Source organism: Microbispora sp. H11081 (genome assembly GCF_012999535.1).
Classification (GTDB): domain Bacteria; phylum Actinomycetota; class Actinomycetes; order Streptosporangiales; family Streptosporangiaceae; genus Microbispora.
In genome coordinates, this window is sequence record NZ_JABBWV010000004.1 from 42075 (window position 1) to 66848 (window position 24774).

Genomic DNA, 24774 nt, shown 5'->3' on the forward strand with positions numbered 1-24774 from the left:
GCGTGGGTGAAAATGGAGTGTGAGTCGTACCCGAATCCGTAGCACTCCAGTCGACCAGGCCTGTGCGGCGGCGGTCGACATCGCCCGCCGGGCCGCCGAGGAAATCGCGCGCCCGGGAGAGGTGGGAGAGCACCTGGGCTTCGACAGCGAGGGCGACCGCCTTGTCGCACACTACTTCGAATGCCTCGACCGCGCGTACCGCGGCTGGCGCTGGGCGGTCACCGTCACCCGGGCCTCCCGCGCGCGTGTCGTGACCGTGAGCGAGACCGTGCTGCTGCCCGGCTCGGGCGCGCTGCTCGCCCCGCGCTGGGTGCCGTGGAACGAGCGGCTGCGCCCGGGCGACCTCGGCGTGGGCGACCTGCTGCCGGTCGAGGCCGACGACGACCGCCTCGTGCCCGGCTTCGCCTCCGGCGACGAGGAAATAGACAAGCAGATGATCTTCGAGCTGGGCCTGGGCCGCGCCCGCGTCCTGTCGGTGATCGGCCGGGACCTCGCCGCGCGGCGCTGGCGCGCCGGTGACGCGGGCCCGCACACCCCGATCGCGAGCGCCGCCCCCGCGCAATGCTCCACCTGCGGCTTCTACTGGCCGCTCGCCGGCGCGCTCGGCCTCGGCTTCGGCGTCTGCGCCAACGAGTACGCGCCGGACGACGGTCGTGTCGTGTCCGCCGACCACGGCTGCGGGGCGCACTCCGAGGCGACGACCGTGCCCTCGATGGTCACGGACCCGGCGCCGCCCATCCTGGACGACCTGGACTACGACCTCAGCGAGCCGGGCTCCGCCGGCGACGGCTCCGAGCCGCTGGGCCACCTGTGACCACGTCCGACAGCGCGTTCGGCACCGCGCGCCTGCGTGACACCGTTCTCGCGGCCTGGACGGCCTCGCCCGCCCGGTTCCGGGAGGACGCCAACGCCGAGGAGGACTTCGCCCTCGGCGGCTACCGGGACCGGCTGGTCGTGGAGCTCGCCCAGAACGCCGCCGACGCCGCGCTGCGCGCCGGCGTCCCCGGCCGGCTGCGGCTGACGCTCGCCGACGGCGTGCTGCTGGCCGCCAACGTCGGCGCCCCGATCGACGAGACCGGTGTCGAGGGCCTGAGCACCCTGCGCGTCTCGGGCAAGAAGGGCGAGGCGGGAGCGGCCGGGCGTTTCGGCGTCGGCTTCGCCGCCGTGGTGTCGGTGACCGACGCGCCCTCGATCGCCTCCCGTGCCACCGGGGGCGTCCGCTGGTCCCGCGAGGAGAGCGCCGCGCTGGTGGCCGGCAGGCCGGAGCTCGCCGCCGAACTGGCGGGCCGAGAGGGGCACGTGCCGCTGCTGCGGCTGCCGTTCTCCGACGACTCGCTCGACGTGCCGGAGGGCTTCGACACGGTCGTCCGCCTTCCGTTGCGCGACCAGGCCGCCGAGCAGGCCGTACGGCGCATGCTGGAGGAGGCGGGGCCCGCGCTGCCGCTGTCGATGCCGGCGCTGGAGACCGTCGAGATCGAGGTGGACGGGCGGACCCGCGAGATCTCGGCCGACGGCTGGCACGTCGTCTCCGAGTCGGGGACGTTCACGCCCGAGCAGGTGGCCGAGCTGTTCGCCGACCGGCCGACCGAGGAGCGCGCCCGGCCCTACTGGGAGGTCCGCTGGGCCGTGCCCGTGGGCCGCAGGAGCGACGTCCCCAGGGTGGTGCACGCGCCGACGCCCAGCGACGAGCCGCTCGACCTGCCCGCGCTGCTGATCGCGTCGTTGCCGATGACCACGGACCGGCGGCACGTCGCCCCCGGGCCGCTCACCGACTTCCTGGTCGCCAGGGCCGCAGAGGCGTACGTACGGCTGCTGCGGGAGCTCCCGGCAACCCCCGCCCTGCTCGACCTCGTGCCCGGCCTGATGGGCAAGGGCGCGCTCGACGCCGCCATCCGGCGGAAGATCGTCGAAGCGCTGCCGGACACGCCGCTGCTGCCGTCGCTCACGGACGGGGGCGCGCAGGCCGACGGCGTCATCCCGGGCAACGAGGCGCGGGCGGTCGAGGGCTCCGCCGAGTTCCTGGCGCTGATCGCCGGCATCGTCCCCGGGCTGCTGCCCGCGGGCTGGGCGTCCAGGCACCCGGCCCTGACCACGCTCGGCGTGCGCAGGGTCGACCTGGCCGACGTCGTGGACATGCTGACCGGCGAGGCCGTGGAGGACAAGGACCCGTCGTGGTGGCGGTCGCTCTACGAGGTGCTGCCCGCCGACGACCTGGAGGCGGTCGGCGCGGTCGCCGTGCCGCTGGCCGACGGCCGGCTGGTGCGGGGCCCGCGCGGCACGCTCGTGCTCTCCGCGGAAGGCTCCGCGGACAGCTCCGTGGACCCCGCCCTGCTGGCGCCGCTCGGGTTGCGGATCGTCCACCCCGACGCCGCTCACCCGCTGCTGCTGCGGCTGGGCGCGGCCGAGGCCACCCCGCGTACCGTTCTCGAGGACCCGCTCACCCACGCGGCCGTGTCCGAGTCGCTGAACAGCGCCGACCCCGAGCCGGTGGCCCAGGCCGTGCTGGCGCTGGTCGACGCGGCGGGCCTGACCGCGGGGGAGGCTCCCTGGCTGGCCGAGCTGGCGCTGCGCGGCGCCGACGGCGAGCTGTACGCGGCGGGCGAGCTGCTGCTGGCCGAGGGCTCGCTGGCCGGGCTGATCGACCCCGAGGTGCCGTTCGGCGTCGCCGCCCCCGAGCTGGTGGAGAGGTTCGGGCCGCACGTGCTCGCGGCGGCAGGGGTGCTCGACGGCTTCGCCGTGGTCAACGACTCCGACGTGCTGCTCGACCCGGCCGAGTGCGACCACGACCTCGATCTTGAGGACGAGTGGCTGGAGGCCGTGCTCGACCTGCTGCACGACTCGCTGAAGACCGGGCTCGACGTGCCGCCGGTGGTCCGCGAGTTCGCCGCCGTCCGCGACCTGGAGTACGTCGCCGACTGGCCGAACGCGCTCGCGCTGCTGTCGCGGCCCCCGCTGCGCGCCGCCCTGCGGCCCATGCGGGTGCTCGCGGCGGGAGAGATCGTCGAGGTGCCGTCGTACACCGCCTGGTGGCTGTCACGGCACCCCGTGCTCGGCGGGCGCAAACCTACTGAGCTGCGGCTTCCGGCGGGCGACCCGCTGCTGTTCGGCCTGTACGGCGAGGCGCCCGCGGGGATCGACGAGGAGGCGCTGCGGCTGATCGGCGTGCGGTCCACCCTCGCCGAGCTGCTCGACGGGCACGGCGGCCCAGAAGAGCTGCTCGACCTGCTGGCCGACTCGTCCCTGGAGGTCGACCGGGCCCAGCTGCGGTCCCTGTGGATCGCGCTGGCGGCCGTCGATCCCGCCCGGGTGAGCCCGCCGGAGGCCGTACGCGCCGTGCTGAAGGGCATGGTCACGGTCGCGGACGTCGAGGACGGCCCGGTCGTGGTGGAGGCGCCCGACCTGCTCCCCCTGGTCGAGGACCGGCCGCTCGTGCTCGCGCCGTTCGACCTCGCCGAGGCGCTGTCGGAGGTGCTCGACCTGCCGCTCGCCGGGGAGGAGGTCGCCGGGGCGGTGACCTCGACCGGCACGGAGAGGCCCGTGCCGCCCGAGGTGCGTTCGCTGCTGCCCGGAGCGCCCTCGACGTACGTCGAGCACGACCAACTGCTCGTGGACGGCAGGCCGGCGCCGTGGCGGTTCTTCGAGGGCGTGGTGCACGCCTCCGGCGTCGACGGCCTGGCCAGGGGCCTCGCGTGGGCGTCCGGCCAGTGGGGCGACCGCCTCGCCGTGGCGGCCCTGCTGCGCGACCCCGCCCGGGTCCCCCTGCTGCTCGCCGAGGCCGACCTCGATCCCACGGCCTCGATCTAGTCTTCAGCGCGAGGCCGGCAGGGCGTAGTCGGGCAGGTCGATGCTCGACGCCTTGGTGAACTGCGAGGCGATCAGGTTCCGCATCGGCCAGCGCGTCATGGCGCGCATGGACGCGGCCCGCATCCGGATCGCGAGCGCGGTGGACGGCGCGAAGCCGTTCACGCCGCCGGGCGGCAGCTTCTGCGCCTCGCCGACGTAGGGGCGCATGATCCGGTCGTAATCGCGCCGCACCTGTCCCACGGGCTCTAAGAAGAAGTCGGACGCCTCGGCCATCGCGGCGAGCAGGCGCGGCGTCTGCCACCCGGCGCCCGCGAAGCGGTCGGCGACGATGGCTTTCTGCCCCGCGACGTCCCTGCGGTCGTAGGCGATCGGAGCGGAGCGGAACGCGAAGCTGACCTTGACCTCGCCCGCCAGGCGCCCGGGCCGCGCCGAGGCGACGAGGCCGCCGGGGGCGTTGTACATCTGGTACCAGCCGTCGAGGTCCAGTTCGTCAAGGGCCGTGGAGATGTGGAGACCCAGTGGGTGGATGTGGTGCGCCTCAGGGCCGAAGGCCAGCGCGCGTACGGCCGAGTGCAGCCCGTCCGCGCCGACGACCAGCGCGAACCGGCGCGGTGCCGACTTCTCGAAGGTGACGTTCACCCCGTCGTCGTCCCGCTCCAGTCCGGTGACGGTGTCGTCGAACACGTGCTCCGTGTGCGGAAGCGACGCCTCGTGGAAGAGACGGGCGAGGTCGCCCCGCAGGATCTCGATCTCGGAGACGATGCCCTCGCCGCCGAAGCTGTCGGCCGGGAGGCGAGCGGTGATACGGCCTCTCCCGTCGACCATGGCGACGCCGCGCTGTTCGACGGCGATCGCCCGCGCCTGGTCCAGCAGGCCCATCCGGTCGACCACCGTACGGCCCGCGCCGCGCATGGCGCACTAGTGCGGGGAGGTGTCGTGACCGGTCGGAGCGCAGGGCGCTACCAGGAGATCGCCGCCGGGATACGCCGGCGGATCGAGGCGGGCGAGCTCCGGCCGGGCGACCGCGTGCCGTCGACCCGGGAGATCGTCCGGGAGTGGGGCGTCGCGATGGCGACCGCGACGAAGGTCCTCACCGAGCTGCGCCGCGAGGGGCTCGTCCACGCCGTTCCGGGCGTCGGCACTGTCGTGGCTCCAGTAGCAGGCCCGGTCGCCGGCGCTTGTTCAACCACATCCGCGGCACCGCGATCAACCTGGAGTTCGAGGCGGAGGCCGAGGCGGTGACCGGGATGGACGCCGACGCGTGGATGGACGCCCGCAAACCGGCGTTCGAGGCGATCACGGCCGACGGTGGGCTGCCGCTGTTCGAGCGGCTCAGCGCGGCCGGCGGATACGACTTCGACATGGACGCGCTGTTCGAGTTCGGCCTGCAGCGGCTTCTCGACGGCATGGAGACGCTCATCGCCGGGACGCGCTGAGCCGAGAATCCTCGGTCAGGGGTGGCGGGACTCCGATCCGGCGGTCTCGTCGCCGGCCGGGGCGGTCTCGTCCAACCGGGCGTCGCGGCGGCGGACGAACCAGAGCCCGAAGAGGCCGAGGCCGATGCCCGCGACGCAGACCCAGACGGGGCGGGGATCGGCGGGCCTGACCACCAGCAGCACGACGACCATGGCGATCACCCACAGCACCGTTCCGGTCAGGATGGTCGGGGTGTCTCTCGTCCTGAGGGGCAGGGGATCCGGCTGGCGTTCGCTCACGTCAGCCAGCTTAGAAGGTCGCGCAGGGTGAGCCGTTATCTCTATGACAAACCCGTCACGAATGGACAACGCTGCTCCCCTGGCTCTTTCCCTGGTCGGGGAGGTGCTGCCACTCTGCGCGCGTGAATGCTAACCCTACGAAGACCACTGGTTTCCTCGATCGATACTTCTCCATCTCGGCCCGTGGATCCACCATCGGGCAGGAGGTCCGTGGCGGTGTGGCCACGTTCTTCACCATGGCCTACATCGTGGTGCTGAACCCTCTGATCATCGGCACCGTCGCGGACAAGACGGGCCAGTTCCTCGGTGACGGGGCGAATCCCAACATCCCGCTTGTCGCCGCGGCCACCGCGTTCGTCGCGGGCATCCTCACGATCGTCATGGGCGTCTTCGGCCGGGTGCCGTTCGCCCTGGCCGCCGGCCTCGGCCTGAACGCCTTCCTCGCCTTCGGCATCGCGAGCCAGATGTCGTGGGAGGACGCGATGGGCCTGGTGGTGCTGGAGGGCATCGTCATCGCGATCCTCGTGCTGACCGGCTTCAGAGTGGCGGTGTTCCACGCGATCCCGACCCAGCTCAAGACCGCGATCAGTGTCGGCATCGGCCTGTTCATCGCGTTGATCGGGTTTGTCGACGCCGGGTTCGTCCGGCGCATGCCGGACGCGAGCGGCACCACGGTCCCGGTGAAGCTCGGCGTGCTGGGCAACGGCTCGCTGACGGGGTGGCCCACGCTCGTCTTCGTCGTCGGCCTGCTCGTGACGGCCCTGCTCGTCGCCCGCAGGGTCAAGGGCGCCATCCTGCTCGGAATCCTCGGCACCACCGTGATCGCCGTCATCGTCGAGGCGATCGCCAAGATCGGGCCGCAGGTCCCCGACGGCAGCAACCCCAACGGCTGGTCGCTCAACGTGCCCACGTGGCCGGGGAACTTCATCGACCTGCCCGACCTGTCGCTGCTCGGCCAGTTCAGCCTGTTCGGCGGCTTCGCCAAGGTCGGCGGCCTGGCCGCGGTGATGTTCGTCTTCACGCTCATGCTCGCCGACTTCTTCGACACCATGGGCACGATCGTCGGGGTCGGCCGCCAGGCGGACCTGGTCAGGGAGGACGGCAGCGTTGAGCGCACCAAGGAGATCCTGCTGGTCGACTCCGTCGCGGCGGCGGCCGGCGGCGCGGCCAGCGTGTCGTCCAACACCACTTATATCGAGTCGGCGGCCGGCGTCGGGGAGGGCGCGCGTACCGGTCTGGCGAGCATCGTCACCGGCGTGCTGTTCCTACTGGCCATGTTCTTCGCCCCGCTGACCGAGATCGTGCCGTTCGAGGCGGCGAGCCCGGCCCTCGTGGTCGTCGGCTTCATGATGATGACGCAGGTCAAGGAGATCGACTTCAGCGACTTGGAGACCGCGATCCCGGCGTTCCTCACCATTGTGCTCATGCCGTTCACGTACTCGATCACCGCCGGTATCGGCGCGGGCTTCGTGAGCTACATCGTCATCAAGGCGTTCCGCGGCAAGGCGCGCGAACTGCACCCCCTGCTGTGGCTGGTGGGCGCGCTGTTCGTCGTGTACTTCGCGCTGGAGCCCATCAAGGCGCTGCTCGGGCTGTCCTGAGCCTGCTCGTCCTCGGGGGATGGCCACGGGCCGCCGGAGTTCCGTTCCGGCGGCCCGACGCATGTCCCCGGATCTGCCGCTGGGCCGGACACGATTTAGGGTCGAGACGTGGCTGTGAGGGGACGGCGTACGGTGCCGGTGGATCTGCTGCCCCGGCTCCGGCTGGCGCGCGACAGCATCGACCGCGACTACCGCGCTGACCTGGATCTCGACGGGCTCGCCGCGGTGGCCGGGATCTCCAAGTTCTACTTCGTCCGCTGCTTCGAGGCGGCGTACGGCGAGACGCCGATGCGCTATCTCACCCGGCGCCGCATCGAGCGGGCCCAGGACCTGCTGCGGGGGGCCAACCTCACGGTCACGGAGATCTGCATGGCGGTGGGGTTCACCAGCCTTGGGTCCTTCTCGGCGAAGTTCCGTCAGCTCGTGGGCGAGAGCCCGAGCGGCTACCGCGACCGGTGGGCGGCGCGCGGCGGGCCGCATGTCCCCGGATGCTGGCTGTTCATGCGCGGCGTGCTCGACCTCACCGGCACGGCCGAGCCTGACAAGAGGCAGCCGGATTGTGCAATTTTCGAGAAGCCCAGGTCAGAGGGGCCGCAGTAGCGTCCTCGGCATGATTAGGAACGTCTCCCTGACGACCGTTTACTGCCTCGACCAGGACACGGCGCGGGACTTCTATGTCGACATACTCGGCTTCGTCCCGCGCACCGACATCAGCATGGGCGAGGACTTCCGCTGGGTCACCATCTGCCACCCCGACCACCCCGAACTCGAACTCACGCTCATGAAGCCGGGGCCGCCGCTGGACCCCGAGACCGCGGCCTTCTACCGCCGCCAGTTGGAGAAGGGGCAGATGGGCGGTCTCGGCCTGCGGGTCGACGACTGCCGCAAGACCTGTGCGGAGCTCACCGCCAAGGGCGTCACGATCCTGCAGGAGCCCGCGGAGCGCCCGTACGGCGTGGAGGCGGTCATCCGCGACAACCAGGGCAACTGGCTCGTCCTGGTCGAGCCGAAGGAGTTCACGCCGGACGACTTCGCCTGACGAGGGAGCGCCTCCGGGCGGCCCGGTCCCCCTCGGGGGCCGGGCCTTTCTCGTTCCCGGACGCGCCGACTCTCGTTCCCGGACGCGCCGACTCTCGTTCACGGACGGGTCAACGCGCGGGTACGGTGTGTCACGATCCGAAAAACTGGACGATTTGGAGGAATGCGGGTATGCGGCATATAGTTAGCAAAGGTAATGACTCATGCTAACGAACCCCCAGAACTTGCGCAGCGACGCCGCGCTCGCGTCCGCTTTACGCGTGTCCCTCGCCCGGTTGACGCGACGGATGCGCAGACAAGCCGCGCACCACTCGTTGACGGCCACGCAACTAGGGACGCTTGTCGCCGTCGAGCGCCACACCGCAATGACCCCCGGAGAGCTCGCGGAGCACGAGAAGGTGCAGCCGCCCTCGATGACCCGAGTGATCGCCAAGCTGGAGGCGCGGGGCCTGCTGGAACGCAGCCCGCATCCGACCGATCGCCGGCAGGTGATGGTCAGCGTGACGCCGCTGGGAGCGGAGTTGCTGAACGAGGAGCGCAGAACCAGGGAAGCCTGGCTGGCGCAGCGACTCAAGGAGCTGACGCCGGAGGAGAGGGCGACGCTGCGGGCGGTGGCGCCGATCCTGGAGAAGCTCTCGACGATGTAGGCGGCATGTTCCGCTCGCTGCGGAACCACAACTACCGCCTGTTCGCCGCCGGGGGCGTCGTCTCCAACGTCGGCACCTGGATGCAGCGCACCGCCCAGGACTGGCTGGTCCTCGACCTCTCGCACGGCAGCGGCTCGGCGCTCGGCCTCACCGTGGCGCTGCAGTTCCTGCCGACGATGCTGTTCGGCATGTTCGGCGGAGTGATCGCGGACCGCTACCCCAAGCGCCGGATCCTCATGGTGGCCCAGACGCTCATGGGCCTGCTGGCGCTCACCATGGGCGTCCTGGTGCTCACCGGGTCGGCCGAGGTCTGGCACGTGTACGTGATGGCGTTCACGCTCGGCCTGGTGTCCTGCGTCGAGGTGCCCACCCGGCAGTCGTTCGTGGTGGAGATGGTGGGCAGGCGTGACCTGCCGAACGCGATCGCGCTGAACAGCTCGACCTTCAACCTCGCCAGGGTCGTCGGCCCCGCGGTGGCCGGACTGCTGATCTCCTGGATGGGCACCGGCCCGATCTTCGTGCTGAACGCCGTGTCGTTCGCCGCGGTGATCACCGGCCTCGCGCTCATGCGGGTGTCGGAGCTGCGGTCGCCGGTGCCCGTGCCACGAGGCAAGGGTCAGCTGCGGGCGGGCCTGCGCTACGTCGGCGACCGGCCCGACCTCCTGCTGCCGCTGCTGCTCGTGGCCTTCATGGCGATCTTCGCGCAGAGCTTCTCGACCAGCATCGCGCTGATGGCCAAGCAGGCGTTCGGCGCGGGCGCGTCCTCCTTCGGCGTCGCGTCCAGCGCGTTCGCCGTCGGGGCGTTCGGCGGGGCGCTGCTCGCCGCGCGCCGGGTCAAGCCGAGCCGCCGCTTCCTGATCGCCGGAGCGTTGTGCTTCGGGGTGTTCCAGGTCGCCGCCGGGCTCGCCCCCGCGTACCCGGCCTTCCTGCTGATGCTCGTCCCCGCGGGCATGGCGATGATCACGGTCAACACGACCGCGAACACGATCGTGCAGCTCGGCGCCTCGCCCGAGATGCGCGGCCGGGTCATGGGGATCTACGTGCTTGTCTTCACCGGGGGAGCCCCGATCGGGTCGCCGCTCGTGGGCTGGCTCGCCGAGCAGGCCGGCCCCCGGGTCTCGGTCGTGGTCGCCGGTGTGCTGAGCATCTGCGGCGTCTTCCTCGCGGTGCTGGTGACCCGGATGGTCGCGGCCCGCAAGGCCCGCAGGCAAGAATCGGCATGTGAGCAGATTGTTCGTGGCGCTGCTGCCACCGCCTGAGGCGCTGGCGGAGATCGCCGCGGTGATCGGCCCCATCCGCGCCGAATGGTCGCAGCTGCGCTGGGTCGATCCCGCGCTGTGGCACGTCACCGTCGCCTTCCTCGGCGAGGTGCCCGACGAGGTCCTGCCCGAACTGCGCGTACGGCTGGCCAGGGCGGCCGGTCGCCACTCCGCGCAGACCGTGGCGTTCGGCGGCGCAGGCGCCTTCCCCTCCGCCTCCAGGGGCCGCGTCCTCTGGGTGGGCCTCGACGCCGGAGTGGCGCTGACGCGTCTCGCGGGCTCGGTCGCGGCCGGCGCCCGGCGGGCGGGGGCGGTGGAGACGGACCGCAAGCGGTTCCGCCCCCACCTCACCCTGGCTCGCTCCAGGACGCCGTCACGTGAGGGCGACGACCTGCGCCCCCTGGTCGGCGCTCTGGGCGCCTTCGGCGGGCGGCGCTGGGAGGTGTCGTCTGTCCACCTCGTGCGCAGCCACACCGGGGCTACCGTGCGCTACGAGCAGGTCGAGGCGTACCCACTGGCAGTCCGCGACTAGGCTCCATGACGTGGATCGTCCTCGACGCTGGCTGCTGCCCACGGTGCTCGCGCTGCTCGTGCTCATCGTGCTCGTCGGCGCATGGCTGGGACGTGTCTGACGGATCACGGCCCTGCCGCGCGTGAGGCGGCGTTCGCGAGGCACTCCACAGGCCGTCGCAGGCACAGCCTGATCACCAGGCGTACTCCTCCGGGGCGGTCTTGTAGCCGGGGAAGATCTCGTCGAGCCGGGCGAGCGCCTTGTCGTCGAGCTCGATCTCCAGCGCCTTGAGCGTGCCGTCGAGCTGCTCGACCGTACGGGGGCCGATGATGGGCGCGGTGACCGCCCGCTGGTGCAGCAGCCACGCCAGCCCGACGTTGGCCGGGTCCTCGCCGAGCTCGTCGCAGAACGCCTCGTACCGCTCGATCTTGTCGCGGTGCCTGTCGAGCTGGGCGGCGATCTGGTCGCTGGCGGAACGACCCTTGTCGATCTTCCGGAGGATGCCGCCGAGCAGGCCGCCCGCCAGCGGGCTCCACGGGATCAGGCCGAGGCCGTAGTCCTCACAGGCCGGGATGACCTCCAGCTCGGGCGCGCGGACGAGCAGGTTGTAGTGGGACTGCTCGCTGACCAGGCCGAGGGTGTTCCGGCGGCGGGCCGCCTCCTGGGCCTTGGCGATGTGCCAGCCGGCGAAGTTGGACGAGCCGACGTACAGGATCTTGCCCTGCTGCTTGAGGATGTCCATGGCCTCCCAGAACTCCTCGAACGGGGTGTCCCGGTCGATGTGGTGGGCCTGGTATACGTCGATGTAGTCCGTCTGCATGCGGCGCAGGGAGGCCTCCGCCGCCCGCCGGATGTTCAGCGCGGAGAGCTTCTCCTCGTTCGGCCAGTCGCCCATCGAGCCGTACAGCTTGGTGGCGATGACCGTCTTCTCCCGGCGGCCGCCGCCCTGGGCGAACCAGCGCCCGATGATGTTCTCGGTGATCCCCTCGCCCTTGACCCAGCCGTACACGTTGGCCGTGTCGAAGAAGTTGATCCCGAGTTCGTGCGCGCGATCCATGATCGCGAAGGAGTCCTCCTCCGAGGTCTGCGGACCGAAGTTCATGGTCCCCAGGCAGAGCTTGCTGACCAGCAGGCCGGTGCGGCCCAGATGTCCGTATTCCATGCCCTACACCCTAGGTACCTGGAGTGGACTCCAGGCGAGCCCGGCGCGCGTCAGATACGGAAATCCCAGGTGAGGCGGCCCTCGCCCAGGTCGTCGGCGAGGCCGCGCACGAACTCCAGTTCAGCGGCGACCTGGGCCCGCTGATACTCGGACTCCACGAGGAAGAGGCGGGGCACGAAGGTCAGGTTGTCGGCCATCTCGGCGCCGAGCACGGCCAGCCGTGCCTCCAGCGCCGCGATCCGCTGCCGCAGCGCCGCCAGCGCCTCCTCCGGAGTCAGCACGGGCAGGAAGGCGAGGGCGGCGGGGAACTCGGGGAACTCCCTGGCCGGGGTGGACAGCATGGTCCGCATCCACTGCTTGAGCGTCTCCCGGCCCGTCTCGGTGGCCTCGTAGACGGTCCGCTCCGGCCGGTTCTCCTCGCGGGTGGTCTCACGGACCGCCAGCAGCCCGTCGCGGAGCAGGCGCTCGATCGTCTGGTAGACGCTGTTGCGCTGCGCCACGTTGACCACGTCGTCCTGGTGCCGCTCCTTGATGAGCTGCTGCATCCGGTACGCGTGCATCGGCGACTCGCAGACCAGGGCGAGCACGGCCGTGGCCAGGGGAGAGCGCCGTGTCGACATGGCGCCCATCATAGGGCCCGTGGCGCCGTATAGTCATAATATGTATAGTCATTGCATGACCAAGAAAGCTCTGATCATCGGGGGCGGGATCGCGGGTCCCGTCACGGCCATGGCGCTGCTGCGCGCCGGAATCGACAGCGAGGTCTTTGAGGCCTACGACCGGGGGGCCGAGGGCGTCGGCGCCTTCCTCACGCTCGCGGTCAACGGGCTGGAGGCCCTGCGCCTGCTCGGCCTGCACGACCTCGTCGCCGGCCTCGGCATGGACACGCCGGTCATGGAGATACGCAACGCGCGCGGCAGGGCGCTGGCCACCGTCCGCCAGCCGAGCCGTACGCTCAGGCGGGCCGACCTCTACCAGGCGCTGCGCGACGAGGCCGTACGGCGGGGCGTGCGGATCCACTACGGCAAGCGGCTCACGGACGCCTCGGCATCCTCGGGCGGCGTGCGGGCGGTCTTCGCCGACGGGACGCAAGCCGAGGGCGACCTGCTGGTGGGCGCCGACGGGCTGCGCTCGCGGACCCGCGCCCTCATCGACCCCGGCGCCCCCCGCGCCCGGTATGTCGGGCTGCTGAACACCGGCGGCTACGCCGATGGGGTGCGGGTGCCCGGCAGGCCGGGGATCAGCAACTTCGTCTTCGGCAGGCGGTGCTTCTTCGGGTATCTGATCCACCCCGAGGGGCAGGTGTGGTGGTTCGCCAACCCGCCGAGCCGCAGGGAGATGACCTCCGAGGAACTCGCCGCGATCACTCCCGAGCGGTGGCGGGCCAGGCTCATGGACCTGTTCGAGGGCGACACGGGCCCGATGCGGGAGATCATCGACGCGACCCCGCACATCCTGCCGCCCTGGAACACCTACGACTTCCCGAGCGTGCCGAAATGGTCGGGCGAGCGCATGGTCATCGTCGGGGACGCCGCCCACGCCACCTCGCCGTCCTCCGGGCAGGGCGCGTCGATGGCGATCGAGGACGCCGTGGTCCTCGGCAAGTGCCTGCGCGACCTGCCGGACACCGCGGCCGCGTTCGCCGCCTTCGAGCGGCTGCGGCGCGGGCGGGTCGAGCGCGTCGTCGCGCAGGGCAAGCGCAACGGGGACGGCAAGGCGCCGGGCGCCGGCGGCGCCTTCGTCCGCGACCTGGTTCTTCCCGTGGTGCTGCGTCAGGTGGAGAAGCGGAACGCGCTGGCCTGGATGTACGACCACCGGATCACCTGGGACGAGCGCGTCTCAGCGTAATTGACCGATCGTTCTCGAATGGTCTAGGGTGCCGGTATGGCGAGGACCAAGGAGTTCGACCCCGACGTCGTGCTGGAGCGCGCCCTGGACCTGTTCTGGCGGCGCGGCTACGAGGCCACGTCGATGGCCGACCTGGTCGAGCACCTCGGCATCGGCCGCGCCAGCCTGTACGCCACCTTCGGCGGCAAGCACGACCTCTACCTGAAGGCGCTGGAGCGCTACGTCCAGACGCGCGACCCCGACCCCGTGGAACTGCTGTCGCAGCCGGGTCCCGCACTGCCGGCCGTACGGGCCCTGGTCGAGATGTACGCCGAGGACTCGATCCGCGACCGGCGGGGCTGCCTGATCGTGAACGCGGCGGCCGAGCGCCTGCCGTACGACGAGCCGGTCGCCCGGTTCGTCGAGACGAGCTGGACGGGTCTGGAGACGGCGCTGACCTCGGCCCTCATCCGCGCCCGCGCCCAGGGGGAGATCTCCGCCGAGTCCGACCCCCGGGCGCTGGCGCGGTTCGTGCTCGTCTTCGCGCAGGGGCTGCGGGTGATGGGCAAGGGCGGCGGCGACCCCGCCCGCGTCCGCGACGCCGCCGCACAGGCGCTCGCCCTACTTCGCTGATCTCTCCGTGGGAAGGGGAGTGCGCTTTTCCATGCCCTCATTCTTGACTGATCGGTCCAGAAATGTGGCCGCGTTCGCCGTGCTCGGCGGGGCGCAGGTCACGCTCGTCGCGGCGATCACTCTTCTCACCGTGCCGCTGCCGGCCATCCAGCGGGAGTTCGGCCTCGGTCAGGGGGACCTGGCACTGCTGACCTCGGCGTACGGGCTGACCTTCGGCGGGCTGCTGCTCCTCGGGGGCAGGCTCGCCGACAGGTGGGGCGCCCGGGAGACGTTCCTCGCCGGGATGGCCCTGCTCGCGCTGGCGTCGGCGGCGGGCGGGCTGGCTCAGGACCACGCGGTCCTGCTCGCCGCGCGCTTCGCCCAGGGAGTGGGCGCCGCGATGGCCGCTCCCGCGGCCGTCCCACTGGTGACGCGGCTCCGCCCGGACGTCAGGGAGCGTGAGCGCGCCCTGGCGGTGTGGGGCACCCTGTCGGTCACCGGGGCCGTCACCGGAAGCCTGCTCTCCGGCCTCGTCGCCGCCGCTGCCTCGTGGCGCTGGTCGTTCCTCCTGCCCGCCGCCGTCGGCGTCGCGGCCGTGGCCGCCGGGATCCTCCTGCTGCCGCCCCTGCCTCGTACGGCGGCCCGCCTCGACGTGCCCGGCGCGCTGCTCGCCACGGCCGGGCTGATCGCGTTCGCGTACGGCCTGCTGGAGGGCGCGACGACCGTCGTCGTCACCGGCCTGGTGCTGACGGCGGGCTTCGTCGCCCTCCAGGCGAGGACGCCGCGGCCACTGCTGCCGCTCGGGCTGGTGGCTCATCCCCGCAGGGGCGCCGCCCTGCTCGTCGTCTTCGTCACGGCCGCCGCCAGTGCGACGATCACGTTCCTGCTGAGTCTCCACCTGCAGCAGGTGCGCGGGCTGTCGCCGATCTCCACGAGCCTGGTCTTCCTGCCCTTCCTCCTGGTCGTCGTCATGGGCCCGGTGAGCGGCCGCCTGCTGCGCCGCCTCGGTGTGCGGCACGTGCTGGTCGCCGGGTCGCTGCTCGCGGCGGTGTCGATGCTGCTGCTCGGCCGTCTCGCGTCCGGGGGAACCGTGCTCGCCGGGCTGCTGCTCTTCCCGGTCGCCTCGGGGCTGGCCTTCTCCGGCGCCACCGTGGCGGCCCTCGACGGCGTACGCGCGGAGGACGCCGGGGCGGCCGGGGGACTGGTCAACACCGCCATGGAGGCGGGGCCGACGGTGGGCCTCGCCGTGCTCGTGGCACTCGCCGCCGCCCGAGCGGGCGACGTGCCCGCCGGCGGCGCCCGGGCCATGACGGAGGGCTACGGGTTCGCCCTCACCGTCATGGCCCCGGTCTTCCTCCTCGCGGCGGCGACGGTCGCCGTCGCGTTCATCCGCACAGGGAGCGGCAGATGAGATTCACGGACAAGGTCGTGCTGGTCACCGGCGCCGGCTCCGGCGTCGGCCGGGCGGTCGCCAGGGGATTCGCCCGCGAGGGCGCCACCGTGGTGGCGGCCGGGCGGATGCGGGAGCAGTTGGAGCGGACCGTCACGCTGATCGAGGCGGGGGGAGGCCGGGCCGTCGCGCTCACGGCCGACGTGACCGACTCGGCCGCTGTGGCCCGGCTCGTCGGTGAGATCGTCACCCGGTTCGGCCGCCTCGACGTCGCGGTCAACAACGCCGGAATGTTCGCGGGAGGGGCCGTCGTGGACATGCCGGAGGAGGACTGGGCGCGCGTCCTCCAGGTCAACACGACGGGAGTCTTCCTCGCCCTGAAGCACGAGATCGCCGCGATGCGCGCGCAGGGCTCCGGCGTGATCGTGAACATCGCCTCGAACATCGGCGCGCACAAGGCGGTCCCGGGGCTGGGCGCCTACGCCGCGTCGAAGGCGGCGGTCAGCGCGCTGACCCGCACGGCGGCGCTGGAGAACATCAGGGCCGGCGTCAGGATCAACGCGGTGAGCCCGGGGCCGCTGGACACCGCCATGTCCCTGCGCCCCGGCGAGACCGAGGACGACCGGGCCGCCCGAATGCGGGAATCGCTGCCGATCGGCCGCGTCGGCGCACTCGACGAGATCACCGGCGCCGTGCTCTGGCTCGCCTCGGACGACGCCGGCTTCGCGGTGGGCCTCGACCTGGTGCTCGACGGCGGCGCCTCAGCCTGATCCCGCTGCCGCTGCCGCTGCCGTCGCCGCTGCGGCGGTCGCGCGGGCGTAGCGGGCGGCCAGGGCGCGCAGGTGGTCGACCAGTTCGGGCGGGCCGGTGACCTCGAAGTCGAGATCGAGCAGGCCGAGGTGGACGGCGAGCGAGTGCACGGTCCCGGCCCCCGTCGCGAGCACGCAGGTACGGCCGTCGACGTCCTCCACGACGCCGACGGCCGGGTTGATCCGCGCGGCGACCACCTCGGCGGGGGCGTGGACGAGCACCCGGGCGTGGTGCCGCCAGGCCGCCGACGACACGCCGCGGGCGACGTACGCCGCCGCGCCGCCCTCCGGCGGGTCGCGGGGCGGAAACCGCGGCCCGGTCGGAGTGCGCGGTGCGATGCGGTCCACCCGGAACGTGCGCCAGTCGTCGCGGTCGACGTCCCAGGCCACGAGGTACCACCGGCGGCCCCAGGACACGAGCCGGTAGGGCTCGGCCAGCCTGACGCCGGAGGAGCCGTCGTGGCCGCGGTAGTCGAACCGCAGCCGCTCGCGGTCACGGCAGGCCGCCGCCAGCACGCTCAGCACGCCGGGGTCGACCGCGGGGCCCGGCCGGTCGGGCGGCACCGGCTCGGTGTACGCCTGCACGGCGCCGACGCGGCGGCGCAGGCGTGACGGCAGGACCTGTCCGAGCTTGGCGGCGGCGCGCTCGGCCGCCTCCTCGACGCCCGTCACACCCGCGGCGGTGCGCAGCCCGATCGCCACGGCCACCGCCTCGTCGTCGTCGAGGAGCAGAGGCGGCATCGCCGCCCCGGCGACCAGGCGATAGCCGCCGTCCGTGCCTCGGGTGGACTCCACCGGATAGCCGAGACCGCGCAGCCGGTCGACGTCGCGGCGCACCGTCCGCTCGCTCACGCCGAGCCGATCGGCCAGGGTCGCGCCGGGCCAGTCGCGTCGGGCCTGGAGCAACGACAGCAGGCGCAGCAACCGCGCCGAGGTTTCCAGCATGGTCTCAGTCTGGCGTCACTTCAGGACAGAAGCTGTCCGGAAGGGTCCGTAATGTCGGCGTCATGAGCGAGAACACGCAGATCAGGCCCTTCCGCATCGACGTGGCGCAGGCCGGCCTCGACGACCTGAGGGACCGGCTCGGCCGGACCCGCTGGCCCGACGAGATCCCCGGAACCGGCTGGGAGTACGGCGTGCCGGTCGCGTACGTCAAGCGGCTGGCCGAGTATTGGCGTGACGGGTACGACTGGCGCGCCCACGAGGCCGAGATCAACCGGCATCCGCAGTTCATCACCGAGATCGACGGGCAGGACATCCACTTCCTGCACGTGCGGTCGCCGCACGAGGACGCCTTCCCGCTGATCCTCACCCACGGCTGGCCAGGCTCGATCGCGGAGTACCTCAAGGTCGTCGAACCGCTGACGAACCCGGAGGACCCGGCGCAGGCGTTCCACCTGGTGATCCCGTCGCTGCCGGGCTTCGGCTTCTCCGGCCCGACGAGGGAGCGGGGCTGGAACCGGTTCCGTACGGCCAGGGCGTGGGCGGAGCTCATGCGCAGGCTCGGCTACGACAGGTACGGCGCGGTGGGCAACGACGGCGGCTCGTTCGTCTCCCCCGAGGTGGGCAGGGTGGACCCCGAGCACGTCGCCGGCGTCCACGTGACGCAGATCTACTCCTTCCCCTCCGGCGACCCGGCGGAGATGGCGAACCTCACCGACGAGGAGCGGAAGGGCCTGGAGGTGCTGCAGTGGTTCTACGAGAACAAGATGTCGTTCAACATGGTCCACTCGCAGCAGCCGCAGACGCTGTCGTACGGGATCTTCGACTCGCCGGCCGGGCTGCTGGGCTGGAACGCCCAGTTGTTCGGTGAGGACGTCGACGACGACTTCATCCTGACCAACACGATGCTCTACTGGGCGACCGGCACCGCCACCTCGGCCACGCGGTTCTACTACGAGGACGCGCACGCCGAGCATCCCAAGGAGCCGACGACGGTCCCGCTCGGCCTGGCGATGTTCGAGGGCGACTTCGTGTCGATGCGCACCTTCGCCGAGCGCGATCACAAGAACATCGTCCACTGGCGGTCCTACGACGGGGGCGGTCACTACGCCGCCCACCTGCGGCCGGACGTGCTCGCCGCCGACCTGCGCGACTTCTACGCGGCCCTGCGGTGACAGGCCGCCCGCATACCCGTTCCTGACCGATTCCGGGACGGCCGGGGCACGTCGCCCGCCGCGCCCCCTGCGGACATCGGCCATGATGGGCCGCATGGGGTGCGCAAGGGGGCGGAGCCGGACGAGACGGATTCCGCGCACCGTCCTGGCTCTCCTCGCGACCGCGGGAGCGGTCCTCCCTGGTGCCGCCGCGCGGGCCGACGACGGGGACAAGCCGCAGTTCGTGATCCGGGACGAGCGCATCGGCGAGTCGAGCGGCCTGGCCGTCTCGCCCACGCACAAGGGCATCGTCTACACCCACAACGACAGCGGCAGCGGGCCGCGGATCTACGCCATCGGCCCGGACGGCCGCACACGGGCGACCTTCACGATCGGGAACGCCGAGGCCCGCGACTGGGAGGGCATCGCGGCCTCCACCGACCGCGCGACCGGCCGCGGCGTGCTGTGGATCGCCGACATCGGGGACAACCTGGACACCTGGCCGGACGTGTCCGTCTACAAGGTCGTCGAGCCCAGGACGATGGAGGACGCGACGCTGCGGGCGACCAGGTATCGCTTCAGGTACGCCGACGGTCCCCGCAACGCCGAGGGGGTGATGGTCAATCCCCGCACGGGCCGGCTGTACATCGTCAGCAAGGAGTTCTCCGGCGGCGTCTACGCCGCCCCCGCGAAGCTCCGCACCGACAGGGTCAACGTCCTGCGGCGGGTGGGCAGCGCGCCCATCATGGCGACCGACGCGGCGTACGCGCCCGACGGGTCGAGCTTCGTCATCCGCACGTACTTCTCGGCGTCCGTCTACCGGTCACCGGGCGAACTGATCGCGCACGTCACGATGCCGCCGCTGCACCAGGCCGAGTCGATCGCGTACACGCGGGACGGCAGGGCACTGCTCACCGGGAGCGAGGGGAAGAACAGCCCGGTCTACCGGGTGCCGCTGCCCGCCGCCGCCAGACCGGCTCCGTCGCCCACGCCGGCCCGGACCTCCGCCCGGCCGAGGGCGGTCAAGGCGACGAGCGGAGCGGCCGCCGGGGACGGAGTCCTCGCCGTGCCGATGCCGGTGTTATGGCTGGCGGTCGCTGTAGGGGCGATCGGGATCATCGCGTTCGTCGCCTACCGCACGGGCCGCTGAACGAGGCGTGGCGGCGCGAGAGGGCCGGGCACCGTCGGCGCCCGGCCCGGAGAGCGTCGCGAGAGTCAGCTCCGCGCGTAGATGCGGTGCACGAACTCCGCGAGCTTGCTGTCGGGCAGTTCCTTGGCCAGGTCGGCCTCAGTGATCATCCCGACGATCCGGTGGTTGTCGATCACCGGCATGCGCTTGATCTGGTGCTCCTCCATCTTCGCCAGCGCGTCCTCGACGCTGGCGCCGGCGTCGACCCAGACGAGGCCGCGGGCGAGCTCGCTCGCCGTGGTCTGGTCGAGGTCCTTGCCTTCCGCGCAGCACTTGATGACGATGTCGCGGTCGGTGATGATGCCTTTGAGCCGGTCGTCCTCCCCGCAGATGGGCAGGGCCCCGACGCCCAGGTCGCGCATCATCTCGGCGGCCCTGCGCAGGCTGTCGTGCTCGCCGATGCACTGCGCGCCCTCGTGCATGACCTGGCCGGCGGTCTTGGACACTCCCTCTGTGGTCATGGCTAACCCCCGATTCCCTCTTTTGAGCGGTTATGCCCCATATGTCGGGAAATAAGACCGGAATCACAGCCGGGGAAGGAAGTGCTCGCCGCGCAGGGCGCGCTCCACCAGCGCGATCGACGCGGCCAGCCGTACGAGCCGGGGGCCCTCCTGGCGGTAGGCGTCCAGGACGGCCTCGACCGCGTGCGGGGGGAGATGTCCCTTCAGCTCCACCGCCGCTCCGCGGTAGCCCTCCCTGGCCGCCTGGATCGAGGCCGCCACCTGCTGGCGTGCCATCCGGGCGAGCGCGAGCGGGTGACGGCGCAGCACGCCGTACGCGCGGTAGTCCGGAGGCACCGCGTCGAGCAGCCACGACACGGCCGAGATCTCCCAATCGGGGCTGTCCGGAGGGCGCACCTCCGGCGGCCAGCCGGGTGGCACGTACACGCAGCCATCGTACCGAACACAGGTTCGATCACCGCGGAGCGACTCCGGCTGCCACAATGTGCGCCATGCTGACGAGAGCCGCGCGGACATGAGGATCGGGATCGTCGGCGCCGGGATCCTCGGTCTGGCCGTGGCCCGGCAGATGGCGCGGGCAGGCGCCGAGGTGACCGTCCTGGAGAAGGAGAACCGGGTCGCCGCCCACCAGACCGGGCACAACAGCGGGGTCGTGCACGCGGGGATCTACTACCAGCCCGGCTCGCTCAAGGCGACGCTCTGCCGGGAGGGCGCGGCCATGCTGCGCGAGTACTGCGCCGAGCACGGCCTGCCGTACGACGAGGCGGGCAAGCTCGTCGTGGCCTCCACCCGGGCCGAACTGCCCGGCCTGCGCCGCATCGCCGAGCGGGCCAGGGAGAACGGCGTGCCCGGCATCGCCGAACTCGACGCGATCGGCCTGCGGGACGTGGAGCCGTACGCGGTCGGGGTCGCCGCCGTCCACTCGCCGCACACCGCGATCACCGACTTCGCCGCGGTCGCGCGCCGCCTCGCCGCCGACGTGGCCGAGGCCGGCGGGACCGTACGGCTCTCGCGTCCCGTACGCGCGATCAGGCAGACCACGGACGGCGTCGCGGTGCTGGCAGGGCGGGAGAGGTTCGACTTCGACCGCCTGATCTCCTGCGCCGGTCTCGGCTCGGACGGCGTGGCGGACCTGGCGGGGGCGGGCGGCGACGTGCGGATCGTCCCGTTCCGCGGGGAGTACTACCGGCTCGCCGGGCCGGCGCGTGACCTGGTGAAAGGGCTCATCTACCCCGTGCCCGACCCCCGGTACCCCTTCCTCGGCGTCCACCTGACCCGCCGGATCGACGGGGAGGTCCTGGTCGGGCCCAACGCCGTGCCCGCGCTCGCCCTGGAGGGCTACTCCTGGCGGTCCGTGTCGGCGCGTGACCTGCGGCGGATCGCCGCCTGGCCGGGCACGCGGCGGCTGGCGGCCGAGCACTGGCGGACCGGCCTGCGCGAGGTGTACGGCTCGCTGGCCAAACACGCCTTCGTGGCCGCCGCCCGGCGGTACGTGCCAGAACTGGCCCCGGCCGACCTCGTACGCACCGAGGGCGGCGTGCGGGCGCAGGCCGTGTCGCGGGACGGCGGGCTGCTCGACGACTTCGTCATCGACGTGCGCGGACGGATCGTGCTGGTGCGCAACGCGCCCTCACCGGCGGCCACGAGCAGCCTCGCCATCGCCCGGCATATCGCCTTAACGGTTCCCTTAGCCAATTAGGTCTAGAGTGCAGGCGCCATGGTCGCTGCATCTCCTGAAGCCCGGCTGCTGATCGTCGAGGACGAGCCGAACATCCTCGAACTGCTCGCGGCCAGTCTCCGGTATGCCGGATTCGAGGTCCGCACCGCGTCCAACGGCGGTGAGGCGGTCGCCGCGGCCCAGCGGCACCGCCCGGACCTGATCGTGCTCGACGTCATGCTGCCCGACATGGACGGGTTCGACATCGTACGCAGGCTGCGCGGCGGCGGCAGCCACACCCCTGTGGTCTTCCTCACGGCGCGGGACGCCACCGAGGACAAGGTCAGGGGCCTGACGCTCGGCGGCGACGACTACGTGACCAAGCCGTTCAGCCTGGAGGAGGTCGTCGCCCGCATCCGGGCCGTGCTGCGCCGCACCGCCGGGGACCCGCTGGTCGCCCCGCCACGGCTGACCTTCGCCGACATCGAACTGGACGAGGAGTCCCACGAGGTCTGGCGCGGCGGCCAGGCCGTGCCGCTGTCGCCCACCGAGTTCAAGCTGCTGCGTTACTTCATGCGCAACGCCGGCCGGGTGCTGTCGAAGGCCCAGATCCTCGACCACGTGTGGGAATACGACTTCCGCGGCGACGCCGGGATCGTCGAGTCGTACGTGTCGGTGCTGCGCCGCAAGCTCGACGGCGCGCAGACCATGGCCCACCCCCGGCTCATCCACACGCTGCGCGGCGTCGGCTACGTCATGCGGACACCGCCAGCCGGCGCCTGAGCCGTGTCGGGGCGCACGCCGCTGCGGATCCGGCTCAGCGCGGCCATGCTCGCGCTGGTCGCGGTCGCGCTCGCCGCCATCGGCGTGGGCAGCGTCTCTGTGCTGCGCGACTACCTGGTCAGCCGGGTTGACCTGCAGGTCGCCATGCTGGCGAACGAGACCCGGATCCGGCTCGACCGCGGGCCCGCGGCGTTCGCACGGCTCAGGCTGCCGCCCGAGGGACGCGTGGAGATCCGCGACACCGGCGGCAGGACGCTGCTCGCCCAGGCGGGCATGAGCGTGGAGGACCTGCCCGGTCCCGCCGTCGTGACCTCCCTGCGCCCGGCGACGGTCCCCGCGGTGTCGGGGGATGGCCGGTGGCGCGCCCGCGTCGTGCCCGTCGACGGCCGGGGCACGGTGGTCGTCGCGGTGGACATGGCCTCGGTCGGCCAGATCACCGCCCGGCTCGCCCTCATCGAGGCGCTGGTCGGCGGCGCCCTGATGGTCGTGCTCGCCGTCGTCGGCGTCGTGATCGTACGGCGGAGCCTGCGGCCCCTGGCGGAGATCGAGGCGACCGCCGAGGCCATCGCCAGGGGAAACCTAGGCAGCCGGATGCCCGACCGCGACCCGCGTACGGAGGTCGGGCGGCTCGCCCGCGCGCTGAACGGCATGCTCGCCCAGATCGAGGCGGCCTTCCAGGCGCGGGCCGCCTCCGAGGCGGCGGCCAGGGAGTCGGAGGCGAAGGCGCGGGAGTCGGAGGCGCGCATGCGCCGCTTCGTGGCCGACGCCTCGCACGAACTGCGCACGCCGCTCACCTCGATCAGGGGCTTCGCCGAGTTCCACCGGCAGGTGCCGGACGCGGACGTCACCCGGCTGTTGTCGCGCATCGAGAGCGAGGCCGCCCGCATGGGTCTGCTGGTGGACGATCTGCTGCTGCTCGCCCGGCTCGACCAGCAGCGCCCGCTGCGCATGCGGCCCGTGGACCTGCTGGCCCTGGCGGCCGACGCCGTCCACGACGCCAGGACCCTCTGCCCCGACCGAGACGTGTCGCTCGTGGTCGAGGGGGACGCCGCGCTGATCGTCTCGGGTGACGAGGTGCGGTTGCGGCAGGTCGTGGGCAACCTGATGAGCAACGCCAGGACCCACACGCCCGAGGGAACCCCGATCACCGTACGCGTCGGAAGCCGGGACGGTACGGCGTACATCGAGGTGGCGGACAAGGGGCCCGGCCTCACCCCCGAACAGGCCGCCCGGGTCTTCGAGCGTTTCTACCGCGCCGACCCCTCCCGTACGCGGCCCTCCGGGGGCAGCGGCCTGGGGCTGGCGATCGTACGGTCCCTCGTCGAGGCGCACGGCGGCGAGGTCGGCGTGGAGACCGCTCCCGGCGCCGGGGCCGCCTTCCGTGTCACCCTCCCCCTCGCCCCCGAGGCCCGCCCCTGAACCGCTGATCCCGCTGACTCCCCGTCCCGCGAAGCGGAGGTCGAGGGCGGAAGGCGTTCGTGGTCGGCGGTCAGTCCAGGGTGTAGTCGGTCGGGTCCTTGACCTGGTCGTAAGACGCGGCGTTCAGCCAGTGACACCAGAGATTCATGCCGGAGATCGACAACCGCCTGTTGTGCATGTTGTCTCCGCTCCACGCCGCCACCTCGACACGCGGGCCTCCTGACGACCGTAAAGAAGCCACCACTTCCAGGGCCGGCTTGAGGTCGGTGTCGGTCGACATCAGGATCCCGACGTCATACTCCTTCTCGATGGCCAACCGCACGAAGTCGACCGCCAGCGCGACGTCGACGCCTTTCTCCTGTGGCTTTTCGCCGGGAGCGCAACGTTCAGGCCACCCGTACGGATAGCGAAGAGTGCGGAGGGCGGTCACCACCTCAGCGCTGCGTTCCCAGGCGGCGACCTGCCGCGTGCAGGCTCCGTATCCCTTGGGGTCCCTTGTTGCGGCGGGCCTGCCGTGATAGACCCTGACCTGGGTCAGTTCACGGTCATAAGGGCTGTTGCGGACTATATGTTGACCAAGTGTCAATGGGAATATCTGTCCGGCCGTATGGGGAGGGTGTAATTGTGAGTAGAAACAGCTGCGGGCACCCTTGTAGACGTTCTGATAGTCGATGAACAGAATGACGCGGTCTGTCACTTTGCCCCACAACAAATAATCCCCGCCAGTCCGGGTGATACCCGGACGGCGGGGAGCAGTGTTTTCTTTATACGAGAGTAGCGAGGGCCGCGTCAAC

27 protein-coding genes are annotated in these 24774 nt (G+C 71.8%); 19 read left to right on the forward strand and 8 right to left on the reverse strand.

Going from position 1 to position 24774, the window contains the following annotated elements:
* Window positions 1-19: 19 nt before the first annotated feature.
* The gene (locus HHX31_RS12540; RefSeq protein ID WP_169948428.1) at window positions 20-814 is read left to right on the forward strand and encodes a DUF3027 domain-containing protein; all 795 of its coding nucleotides are present in this window, start codon (window positions 20-22) and stop codon (window positions 812-814) included.
* Window positions 811-3804 (forward strand): sacsin N-terminal ATP-binding-like domain-containing protein, encoded by a 2994-nt coding sequence (locus HHX31_RS12545; protein WP_169948430.1) that lies wholly within the window; start codon window positions 811-813, stop codon window positions 3802-3804. Before HHX31_RS12540 ends, HHX31_RS12545 begins: the two co-directional genes overlap by 4 nt.
* 3 nt (window positions 3805-3807) lie before the next feature.
* Here HHX31_RS12545 and HHX31_RS12550 read toward each other — a convergent pair whose 3' ends face one another.
* On the reverse strand, window positions 3808-4716 hold the full coding sequence (locus HHX31_RS12550; RefSeq protein WP_169948433.1) for an FAD-binding monooxygenase: 909 nt from the start codon (window positions 4714-4716) through the stop codon (window positions 3808-3810).
* 24 nt (window positions 4717-4740) lie between these two features.
* On the opposite strand from HHX31_RS12550, the gene HHX31_RS33615 reads away from it, so the two are divergent.
* Together HHX31_RS33615 and HHX31_RS33620 are read left to right on the forward strand one after the other, a co-directional pair.
* Window positions 4741-5046 carry a winged helix-turn-helix domain-containing protein gene (locus HHX31_RS33615; RefSeq protein ID WP_311931749.1) on the forward strand — a complete coding sequence of 102 codons (306 nt, stop codon included), beginning with the start codon at window positions 4741-4743 and terminating at the stop codon, window positions 5044-5046.
* On the forward strand, window positions 4983-5240 hold the full coding sequence (locus HHX31_RS33620) for a TetR/AcrR family transcriptional regulator C-terminal domain-containing protein (RefSeq protein WP_249345938.1): 258 nt from the start codon (window positions 4983-4985) through the stop codon (window positions 5238-5240). The genes HHX31_RS33615 and HHX31_RS33620 overlap by 64 nt, the downstream gene beginning before the upstream one ends.
* A 15-nt stretch (window positions 5241-5255) precedes the next feature.
* Here HHX31_RS33620 and HHX31_RS12560 read toward each other — a convergent pair whose 3' ends face one another.
* Window positions 5256-5519, reverse strand: a complete 264-nt coding sequence (locus HHX31_RS12560; RefSeq protein WP_169948434.1) for a DUF2530 domain-containing protein — start codon at window positions 5517-5519, stop codon at window positions 5256-5258.
* 122 nt (window positions 5520-5641) lie between these two features.
* On the opposite strand from HHX31_RS12560, the gene HHX31_RS12565 reads away from it, so the two are divergent.
* From HHX31_RS12565 to thpR, 6 genes are all read left to right on the forward strand, one after another.
* The gene (locus HHX31_RS12565; protein WP_169948437.1) at window positions 5642-7120 is read left to right on the forward strand and encodes an NCS2 family permease; all 1479 of its coding nucleotides are present in this window, start codon (window positions 5642-5644) and stop codon (window positions 7118-7120) included.
* Between the two features lie 108 nt (window positions 7121-7228).
* Complete coding sequence (locus HHX31_RS12570; RefSeq protein ID WP_311931750.1) at window positions 7229-7720, forward strand: helix-turn-helix transcriptional regulator; 492 nt, start codon at window positions 7229-7231, stop codon at window positions 7718-7720.
* A 10-nt stretch (window positions 7721-7730) separates the two neighbouring features.
* The gene (locus HHX31_RS12575) at window positions 7731-8159 is read left to right on the forward strand and encodes a VOC family protein (protein WP_169948439.1); all 429 of its coding nucleotides are present in this window, start codon (window positions 7731-7733) and stop codon (window positions 8157-8159) included.
* Between the two features lie 364 nt (window positions 8160-8523).
* On the forward strand, window positions 8524-8805 hold the full coding sequence (locus HHX31_RS12580; RefSeq protein WP_396710885.1) for a MarR family winged helix-turn-helix transcriptional regulator: 282 nt from the start codon (window positions 8524-8526) through the stop codon (window positions 8803-8805).
* Between the two features lie 5 nt (window positions 8806-8810).
* A complete protein-coding gene (locus tag HHX31_RS12585; protein ID WP_169948442.1) occupies window positions 8811-10064 on the forward strand; it encodes an MFS transporter in 1254 nt (417 codons plus the stop codon).
* A complete protein-coding gene (gene thpR, locus HHX31_RS12590; protein ID WP_169948443.1) occupies window positions 10027-10596 on the forward strand; it encodes an RNA 2',3'-cyclic phosphodiesterase in 570 nt (189 codons plus the stop codon). The genes HHX31_RS12585 and thpR overlap by 38 nt, the downstream gene beginning before the upstream one ends.
* 172 nt (window positions 10597-10768) lie before the next feature.
* Here thpR and HHX31_RS12595 read toward each other — a convergent pair whose 3' ends face one another.
* Together HHX31_RS12595 and HHX31_RS12600 are read right to left on the reverse strand one after the other, a co-directional pair.
* Window positions 10769-11737: an aldo/keto reductase gene (locus HHX31_RS12595; protein ID WP_169948444.1), complete on the reverse strand. Its 969-nt coding sequence runs from the start codon at window positions 11735-11737 to the stop codon at window positions 10769-10771.
* A 50-nt stretch (window positions 11738-11787) separates the two neighbouring features.
* Window positions 11788-12357 carry a PadR family transcriptional regulator gene (locus HHX31_RS12600; protein WP_249345940.1) on the reverse strand — a complete coding sequence of 190 codons (570 nt, stop codon included), beginning with the start codon at window positions 12355-12357 and terminating at the stop codon, window positions 11788-11790.
* A gap of 55 nt (window positions 12358-12412) precedes the next feature.
* Between HHX31_RS12600 and HHX31_RS12605 the strand changes: the two genes are divergently transcribed.
* Genes HHX31_RS12605 through HHX31_RS12620 form a run of 4 tightly spaced genes read left to right on the forward strand, consistent with a single transcriptional unit; the run spans window position 12413 to window position 16336 of the window.
* Window positions 12413-13585, forward strand: coding sequence for an NAD(P)/FAD-dependent oxidoreductase (locus HHX31_RS12605; protein ID WP_169948445.1), 1173 nt, complete (start codon window positions 12413-12415; stop codon window positions 13583-13585).
* 36 nt (window positions 13586-13621) lie between these two features.
* Entirely contained in the window at window positions 13622-14197 is a 576-nt protein-coding gene (locus tag HHX31_RS12610) for a TetR/AcrR family transcriptional regulator (protein ID WP_169948446.1), read from the forward strand.
* Between the two features lie 43 nt (window positions 14198-14240).
* Window positions 14241-15587: an MFS transporter gene (locus HHX31_RS12615; protein ID WP_249345941.1), complete on the forward strand. Its 1347-nt coding sequence runs from the start codon at window positions 14241-14243 to the stop codon at window positions 15585-15587.
* Window positions 15584-16336, forward strand: coding sequence for an SDR family NAD(P)-dependent oxidoreductase (locus tag HHX31_RS12620; protein ID WP_169948448.1), 753 nt, complete (start codon window positions 15584-15586; stop codon window positions 16334-16336). The genes HHX31_RS12615 and HHX31_RS12620 overlap by 4 nt, the downstream gene beginning before the upstream one ends.
* On the opposite strand, the gene HHX31_RS12625 is transcribed toward HHX31_RS12620, so the two are convergent.
* Window positions 16328-17320 carry a YafY family protein gene (locus tag HHX31_RS12625; RefSeq protein WP_169948449.1) on the reverse strand — a complete coding sequence of 331 codons (993 nt, stop codon included), beginning with the start codon at window positions 17318-17320 and terminating at the stop codon, window positions 16328-16330. The two genes, HHX31_RS12620 and HHX31_RS12625, sit on opposite strands and share 9 nt — an antisense overlap.
* A 62-nt stretch (window positions 17321-17382) precedes the next feature.
* Between HHX31_RS12625 and HHX31_RS12630 the strand changes: the two genes are divergently transcribed.
* Complete coding sequence (locus HHX31_RS12630) at window positions 17383-18492, forward strand: epoxide hydrolase family protein (protein ID WP_169948450.1); 1110 nt, start codon at window positions 17383-17385, stop codon at window positions 18490-18492.
* Window positions 18493-18586: 94 nt separating this feature from the next.
* Window positions 18587-19621 (forward strand): hypothetical protein, encoded by a 1035-nt coding sequence (locus HHX31_RS12635; protein WP_169948451.1) that lies wholly within the window; start codon window positions 18587-18589, stop codon window positions 19619-19621.
* Window positions 19622-19686: 65 nt separating this feature from the next.
* On the opposite strand, the gene HHX31_RS12640 is transcribed toward HHX31_RS12635, so the two are convergent.
* Both HHX31_RS12640 and HHX31_RS12645 read right to left on the reverse strand, forming a co-directional pair.
* Window positions 19687-20121, reverse strand: coding sequence for a CBS domain-containing protein (locus tag HHX31_RS12640; RefSeq protein WP_169948452.1), 435 nt, complete (start codon window positions 20119-20121; stop codon window positions 19687-19689).
* 63 nt (window positions 20122-20184) lie between these two features.
* Entirely contained in the window at window positions 20185-20547 is a 363-nt protein-coding gene (locus tag HHX31_RS12645) for a hypothetical protein (RefSeq protein WP_169948453.1), read from the reverse strand.
* 88 nt (window positions 20548-20635) lie between these two features.
* Here HHX31_RS12645 and lhgO point away from each other — a divergent pair, with 88 nt between their 5' ends.
* The 3 genes from lhgO to HHX31_RS12660 are packed head-to-tail and all read left to right on the forward strand — an operon-like array spanning window position 20636 to window position 23980.
* The gene (gene lhgO / locus HHX31_RS12650; RefSeq protein ID WP_169948454.1) at window positions 20636-21820 is read left to right on the forward strand and encodes an L-2-hydroxyglutarate oxidase; all 1185 of its coding nucleotides are present in this window, start codon (window positions 20636-20638) and stop codon (window positions 21818-21820) included.
* A gap of 18 nt (window positions 21821-21838) precedes the next feature.
* Window positions 21839-22561 (forward strand): response regulator transcription factor, encoded by a 723-nt coding sequence (locus tag HHX31_RS12655; protein ID WP_169948455.1) that lies wholly within the window; start codon window positions 21839-21841, stop codon window positions 22559-22561.
* Window positions 22562-22564: 3 nt separating this feature from the next.
* Window positions 22565-23980: a HAMP domain-containing sensor histidine kinase gene (locus tag HHX31_RS12660; RefSeq protein WP_311931752.1), complete on the forward strand. Its 1416-nt coding sequence runs from the start codon at window positions 22565-22567 to the stop codon at window positions 23978-23980.
* A 70-nt stretch (window positions 23981-24050) separates the two neighbouring features.
* On the opposite strand, the gene HHX31_RS12665 is transcribed toward HHX31_RS12660, so the two are convergent.
* Complete coding sequence (locus HHX31_RS12665) at window positions 24051-24677, reverse strand: NYN domain-containing protein (RefSeq protein ID WP_169948456.1); 627 nt, start codon at window positions 24675-24677, stop codon at window positions 24051-24053.
* Window positions 24678-24774 lie beyond the last annotated feature (97 nt).

What these genes read in the sequence shown, in the direction of transcription:
- HHX31_RS12630 (WP_169948450.1), top strand. Translation starts at nt 17,383, where the DNA reads ATGAGCGAGAACACGCAGATCAGGCCCTTCCGCATCGACGTGGCGCAG.
- HHX31_RS12585 (WP_169948442.1), top strand. Translation starts at nt 8,811, where the DNA reads ATGTTCCGCTCGCTGCGGAACCACAACTACCGCCTGTTCGCCGCCGGG.
- HHX31_RS12655 (WP_169948455.1), top strand. Translation starts at nt 21,839, where the DNA reads ATGGTCGCTGCATCTCCTGAAGCCCGGCTGCTGATCGTCGAGGACGAG.
- HHX31_RS12620 (WP_169948448.1), top strand. Translation starts at nt 15,584, where the DNA reads ATGAGATTCACGGACAAGGTCGTGCTGGTCACCGGCGCCGGCTCCGGC.
- HHX31_RS12580 (WP_396710885.1), top strand. Translation starts at nt 8,524, where the DNA reads ATGACCCCCGGAGAGCTCGCGGAGCACGAGAAGGTGCAGCCGCCCTCG.
- HHX31_RS12575 (WP_169948439.1), top strand. Translation starts at nt 7,731, where the DNA reads ATGATTAGGAACGTCTCCCTGACGACCGTTTACTGCCTCGACCAGGAC.
- HHX31_RS12640 (WP_169948452.1), bottom strand. Translation starts at nt 20,121, where the DNA reads ATGACCACAGAGGGAGTGTCCAAGACCGCCGGCCAGGTCATGCACGAG.
- HHX31_RS12635 (WP_169948451.1), top strand. Translation starts at nt 18,587, where the DNA reads ATGGGGTGCGCAAGGGGGCGGAGCCGGACGAGACGGATTCCGCGCACC.
- HHX31_RS12595 (WP_169948444.1), bottom strand. Translation starts at nt 11,737, where the DNA reads ATGGAATACGGACATCTGGGCCGCACCGGCCTGCTGGTCAGCAAGCTC.
- HHX31_RS12625 (WP_169948449.1), bottom strand. Translation starts at nt 17,320, where the DNA reads ATGCTGGAAACCTCGGCGCGGTTGCTGCGCCTGCTGTCGTTGCTCCAG.
- HHX31_RS12550 (WP_169948433.1), bottom strand. Translation starts at nt 4,716, where the DNA reads ATGCGCGGCGCGGGCCGTACGGTGGTCGACCGGATGGGCCTGCTGGAC.
- HHX31_RS12605 (WP_169948445.1), top strand. Translation starts at nt 12,413, where the DNA reads ATGACCAAGAAAGCTCTGATCATCGGGGGCGGGATCGCGGGTCCCGTC.
- HHX31_RS12600 (WP_249345940.1), bottom strand. Translation starts at nt 12,357, where the DNA reads ATGTCGACACGGCGCTCTCCCCTGGCCACGGCCGTGCTCGCCCTGGTC.
- HHX31_RS12610 (WP_169948446.1), top strand. Translation starts at nt 13,622, where the DNA reads ATGGCGAGGACCAAGGAGTTCGACCCCGACGTCGTGCTGGAGCGCGCC.
- lhgO (WP_169948454.1), top strand. Translation starts at nt 20,636, where the DNA reads ATGAGGATCGGGATCGTCGGCGCCGGGATCCTCGGTCTGGCCGTGGCC.